This is a genomic window from Streptomyces ossamyceticus (genome assembly GCF_001418475.1).
GTDB classification, from domain to species: Bacteria; Actinomycetota; Actinomycetes; order Streptomycetales; family Streptomycetaceae; genus Streptomyces; species Streptomyces ossamyceticus.
Genome location: NZ_LIQX01000837.1, coordinates 1 through 4,923, shown reverse-complemented (window position 1 = coordinate 4,923; position 4,923 = coordinate 1). Strand labels below are relative to the sequence as shown.

Genomic DNA, 4,923 nt, shown 5'->3' with positions numbered 1-4,923 from the left:
GCCGTGTCGGCGCTGGACCCCGCCCTCGGGCTGCCCGTCGGCGGGCCGGGCGAGCTCACCGTCTCCGCCCGCGACCGCGAGGCCCCCACCGCGCGCGAGGCACTCGACCGCGGCCTGCTGCCCGCCTACGCGACCTGCCGCGAGATCGAGAAGAACTTCGGGTACGTGGCCAGCCCCCTGTGATGGACCCCCGCCCCCCTCGTGCGCCCGGCACGCTCACCCCCACCAAGGAAGGGAACCCCTTGACCTCCGTCACCCCCCGACCGGTCACTGCCTACAGCGACGAACACGCCGATGTCTACGACCTCATCCACACCGCTCGCAGCAGGGACTGGGCCGCGGAGGCGGAGGCGATCGCCGCGCTCGTCGCCGACCGCCACCCGGACGCGGCCTCGCTCCTGGACGTGGCCTGCGGCACCGGCAAGCACCTGGAGAGCTTCGGCAGCCGCTTCCGGCACGTCGAGGGAGTGGAACTCTCCGACGGCATGCTGAGGATCGCGCGGAACCGGCTGTCCGACGTCACCGTCCACCACGGGGACATGCGGACCTTCGACCTGGGCCGCACCTACTCCGCCGTCACCTGTCTGTGCTTCTCGGTGGCCTACATGGCGACCGCCGACGAACTGAACCGGGCCCTGCGCCGGATGGCACGGCACCTCGAACCCGGCGGGGTGCTGGTTCTCGAACCCTGGTGGTTCCCCGAGAAGTTCCTGGAGGGCTTCGTCGCGGGAGCCGTCGCCGAGGAGGAGGGCCGGGTCGTCAGCCGGCTGTCCCACTCCGTCCGCGACGGCGACCGCACCCGTATGACCGTGCGCTACACCGTCGCGGACAGCGCGAGGGGGATCAGCGAGTTCACCTCGTACGAGATGTTGTCGCTCTTCGCCGCCGCCGAGTACGAGGCAGCGTTCCGGGGCGCCGGGCTGACCGTGGAGTACCTGGAGGGCGGCCCCAACGGCCGTGGCCTCTTCGTCGGGGTCTCCCCTCGGGGGGCGTCGTGATCCAGGTGTTCCAGCCCGGCCTGGGCGAGGAGGAACTGGCCGCCGTCGCCGAGGTGTTCCGGAGCAACTGGATCGGCCACGGACCGCGCACCAGGGCGTTCGAGGAGAAGTTCGCCGAGCACCTGGGGGTGGAGCCGGACCGCCTGGTCTTCATCAACTGCGCGACCGCCGGACTGTTCCTGTCCACCGAACTGCTCGGGCTCGGCGAGGGCGACGAGGTGGTCCTGCCGTCCCTCAGCTTCGTCGCCGCCGCGAACGCCGTCGCGGCCCGCGGCGCCCGACCCGTCTTCTGCGAGGTCGACCCCCGCACCCTCAACCCCACCGCGGACGACATCGCCCGCGCCGTCACCCCGCGTACCAAGGCCGTCATGGTGCTGCACTACGGTGGCTACCCGGGCGACATCGCGGCGATCGCGGACCTCTGCCGGGAGCGGGGCATCGCCCTGATCGAGGACGCCGCCTGCGCCGTGGCGTCCCACATCGACGGCACGGCGGTGGGCACCTTCGGCGACCTCGCGGTGTGGAGCTTCGACGCCATGAAGGTCCTCGTCTGCGGCGACGGCGGCATGCTGTACGCCCGCGACGCCGACCAGGCCGCCCGCGCCCGGCGGCTGGCCTACCACGGGCTCGCCCGGCCGAGCGGCTTCGGACAGGCCGGGGTGTCGTCCCGCTGGTGGGAGCTGGACGTCCCCGAGGTCGGCCGACGCATCGTCGGCAACGACCTGACGGCCGCCATCGGCACCGTGCAACTGAGCCGCCTGTCCGGCCTCGTGGCACGCCGCCGCGAGATCGTCCGGCTCTACGACCGTGAACTGGCCGGCGTACCGGGCCTGTCGCTCCCCCCGCCGCTGCCCGAGGGGCACCACTCCACGTACTACTTCTACTGGGTGCAAGTGGCCCCCGGCCTCCGGGACGAGATCGCGAGCGAGCTGTACGCGGCCGGCGTCTACACCACCTTCCGCTACCCGCCGCTGCACAAGGTCCCCGTCTACGGCGCGACCGGGCAGCGGCTGCCGCGCTCCGAGGAGGCCGCGGAGCGCACGCTGTGCCTGCCGCTCCACCCCGGCCTGGACGACGCGGACGTCAGCACCGTGACGGCGGCGCTGCGCAAGGTCATGGAGTCCCGTCGAGGAGAGGGCGCGTCATGAACACCCGTGGCGGGAACGCCCACAAGGAGCTGATCCTCGACGAGACGGCCAAGTTCCACATGGAGGCCCGGGAGCCGGGCTCCTTCGTGCCGGGCACCACCGAGATATGGCCGGCGGGTGCCGTCCTGGACGAGCGGGACCGCGCCGCGCTGGTCGAGGCCGCCCTGGAGATGCGGATCGCCGCGGGACCCAGCGCCCGCAAGTTCGAATCCCGGTTCGCCCGCAGGCTGGGGCACCGCAAGGCGCATCTGACCAACTCCGGCTCCTCCGCGAACCTCCTGGCCATGACGGCGTTCACCTCGCATCTGCTGGAGGACCGCCGGCTGCGACCGGGGGACGAGGTGATCACGGTCGCCGCCGGGTTCCCCACCACGGTCAACCCGATCATCCAGAACGGGCTCCTGCCCGTCTTCGTCGACATCGAGCTCGGCACCTACAACACGACCGCCGACCGTGTCGCCGAGGCGATCGGACCACGCACCCGCGCCATCATGATCGCCCACGCCCTGGGCAACCCCTTCGAGGTCGCCGAGATCGCCCAGCTCGCCACCGAGCACGACCTCTTCCTCGTCGAGGACAACTGCGACGCCGTGGGATCCACCTACGACGGACGGCTGACCGGCACCTTCGGCGACCTCACCACCGTCAGCTTCTACCCGGCGCACCATCTGACGACGGGGGAGGGGGGATGCGTGCTGACCTCGAACCTGGCGCTCGCGCGGATCGTGGAGTCACTCCGGGACTGGGGCCGGGACTGCTGGTGCGAGCCGGGCGAGACCAACAAGTGCCTCAAGCGGTTCGACTACCGGATGGGCACCCTGCCCCAGGGGTACGACCACAAGTACATCTTCTCCCACGTCGGTTACAACCTGAAGGCGACCGACATCCAGGCCGCCCTCGGCCTGACACAGCTCGACAAGCTCGACGCGTTCTGCGCGACCCGCCGCCGCAACTGGAAACAGTTGCGTGAGGGGCTGGAGGGCGTACCGCACCTGCTGCTCCCGAGGGCCACCGACCGCAGTGACCCGAGCTGGTTCGGGTTCGCCCTCACCGTCGACCCCGAAGCCCCCTTCACCCGTGCGGAGCTGGTCGACTTCCTGGAGGCCAGGAAGATCGGCACCCGGCGCCTGTTCGCCGGCAATCTCACCCGGCACCCGGCCTACCTCGGCCAACCCCACCGGGTGGTCGGCGACCTGACCAACAGCGACATCGTCACCGAACACACCTTCTGGATCGGGGTGTACCCGGCGCTCACCGAGGAGATGCTCGCCTACGTCGTCTCGTCGGTGCGGGAGTTCGTGGCGAACCACCCCTGACCGTGCCGGAGCCCGGCCCGGCACCCGCGGACACACAAGACCTCCGGTGCGGCGAGGACGTCATGCCCTCGCCGCACCGGAGGTCCATTTCGACGAACCTAGGCCCGGTGCTCCGCGGTCAGCTTCTCCAGCACCGGCACCACCTCGCTCGGCGCGGGCAGGGCCAGGACCACCTCGTCCCGCAGCCGCCGCGCCGCCTCGCCGAACGACGGCTCCCGCAGCAGCCGCTCCAGCGGCGCGCGCAGCTCCCGCGGATCCGCGACATGGAGGCCCGCGCCGACGCTCTCCAGGTGCCGGCCCTTGTGCAGCCCGTACCAGGTGTTGGCGATCACGAGCTGCGGCACACCCGCCCCGAGCGCCGTGTTCCATGTGCCGCCCCCGGCATAGTGGATGACCGCCGAGCAACTCGGCAGCAGCGCCAGCAGCGGTACGAAGTCGACGAGCCGCGTGTTGGCGGGCACGGGTTCCTCCGCGCCCGGGACCTGCCGCAACGTCGCGACCAGCTCGATGTCCAGGTCCTCGAACATGCGCAGGTCGGCGAGGGGGAACGCGTCGTGGCCCGCCTGGTTGCGCAAGGTGGTCCCGCCGGTCAGGCACACGCGGGGCCGTGAGGGCGGCTCGTGCAGCCAACGCGGCACCGTGGCAGGCCCGTTGTAGGCCACGTACCGCATGGGAACCCGCCGCACGTCCAAGGGGAACCGGACGTCCTCCGGGACCGTGTCGATGGTCCACTGCCCCACGGCCATGTCCTCGGCGAAGGGGCCTGCGCCGAACCGCTCCGACAGCGGCCCGAGCCACGGCTCCAGAGGGTCGGTGCGCTGCTCCTCGGGCGCCTCGTGACGCAGCCGCAGGAACGTCCGCCGCATCTGCTGGAACAGGTCCGGACTGAACACCAGCCGTGCGTGGGCCGCGCCGACGGCACGTGCGGCCACCGGGCCGGCGAAGGTGTAGGGCTCCCAGACGACCAGGTCCGGGCGGAAGTGCCGGGCGAAGTCGACCAGCCCGGTGACGAACGCGTCGTTGTTGACGCCCCGCATGTAGAAGTCGACGAAAGCCCGGTACAGCGGGCCCTGGCCCTCCCAGGTGTCGGGCGGTTCGATGACACCGTCCTGCCCGAAGCCACCCGAGTAGTCGGCCTGGCCGGCCTCCTGGAGCTGCTTGAGGAAGGTGTGGTCCTCACCCACGGGCACCGCGGTGAGCCCGGCCTGAGTGACCGCCTCGGTCAGCGCGGGCTGCGAGGCCACATAGACGTCGTGCCCCGCCGCGCGCAGCGCCCAGGCGAGCGGGATCATGCTGTAGAAGTGGCTTTTCTCGGCATGGGTCGCGAAGAGCACCCGCATCGGGCGGAACCTTCCGTTCGGTGGGCGAAGGGGCCGCGCCCCCGGCAGCCGGACCGGCACCTGGCAGCAAGGCTGGCCCGCCGCGGCCCGCACGCCAACCCCTATCGGCCCCACCCCTACG

Annotated in this window: 4 protein-coding genes and 1 pseudogene; 4 read left to right on the top strand and 1 reads right to left on the bottom strand. The window is 71.6% G+C overall.

The features are described 5' to 3' along the window. The 4 genes and pseudogenes from AOK15_RS39515 to rfbH all read left to right on the top strand — a co-directional run. Window positions 1-183 (top strand): annotated as a pseudogene (locus AOK15_RS39515) (dTDP-4-keto-6-deoxy-D-glucose epimerase); the annotation flags it as partial. A gap of 59 nt (window positions 184-242) precedes the next feature. After that, entirely contained in the window at window positions 243-998 is a 756-nt protein-coding gene (locus tag AOK15_RS39510; RefSeq protein WP_055523865.1) for a class I SAM-dependent DNA methyltransferase, read from the top strand. Next, window positions 995-2,146 (top strand): DegT/DnrJ/EryC1/StrS family aminotransferase, encoded by a 1,152-nt coding sequence (locus AOK15_RS39505; protein ID WP_055523863.1) that lies wholly within the window; start codon window positions 995-997, stop codon window positions 2,144-2,146. The genes AOK15_RS39510 and AOK15_RS39505 overlap by 4 nt, the downstream gene beginning before the upstream one ends. Further along, the gene (gene rfbH, locus AOK15_RS39500; protein WP_055523861.1) at window positions 2,143-3,462 is read left to right on the top strand and encodes a lipopolysaccharide biosynthesis protein RfbH; all 1,320 of its coding nucleotides are present in this window, start codon (window positions 2,143-2,145) and stop codon (window positions 3,460-3,462) included. The genes AOK15_RS39505 and rfbH overlap by 4 nt, the downstream gene beginning before the upstream one ends. A 98-nt stretch (window positions 3,463-3,560) precedes the next feature. On the opposite strand, the gene AOK15_RS39495 is transcribed toward rfbH, so the two are convergent. Next, window positions 3,561-4,802, bottom strand: a complete 1,242-nt coding sequence (locus AOK15_RS39495; protein WP_055523859.1) for an activator-dependent family glycosyltransferase — start codon at window positions 4,800-4,802, stop codon at window positions 3,561-3,563. Between the last annotated feature and the right edge of the window lie 121 nt (window positions 4,803-4,923).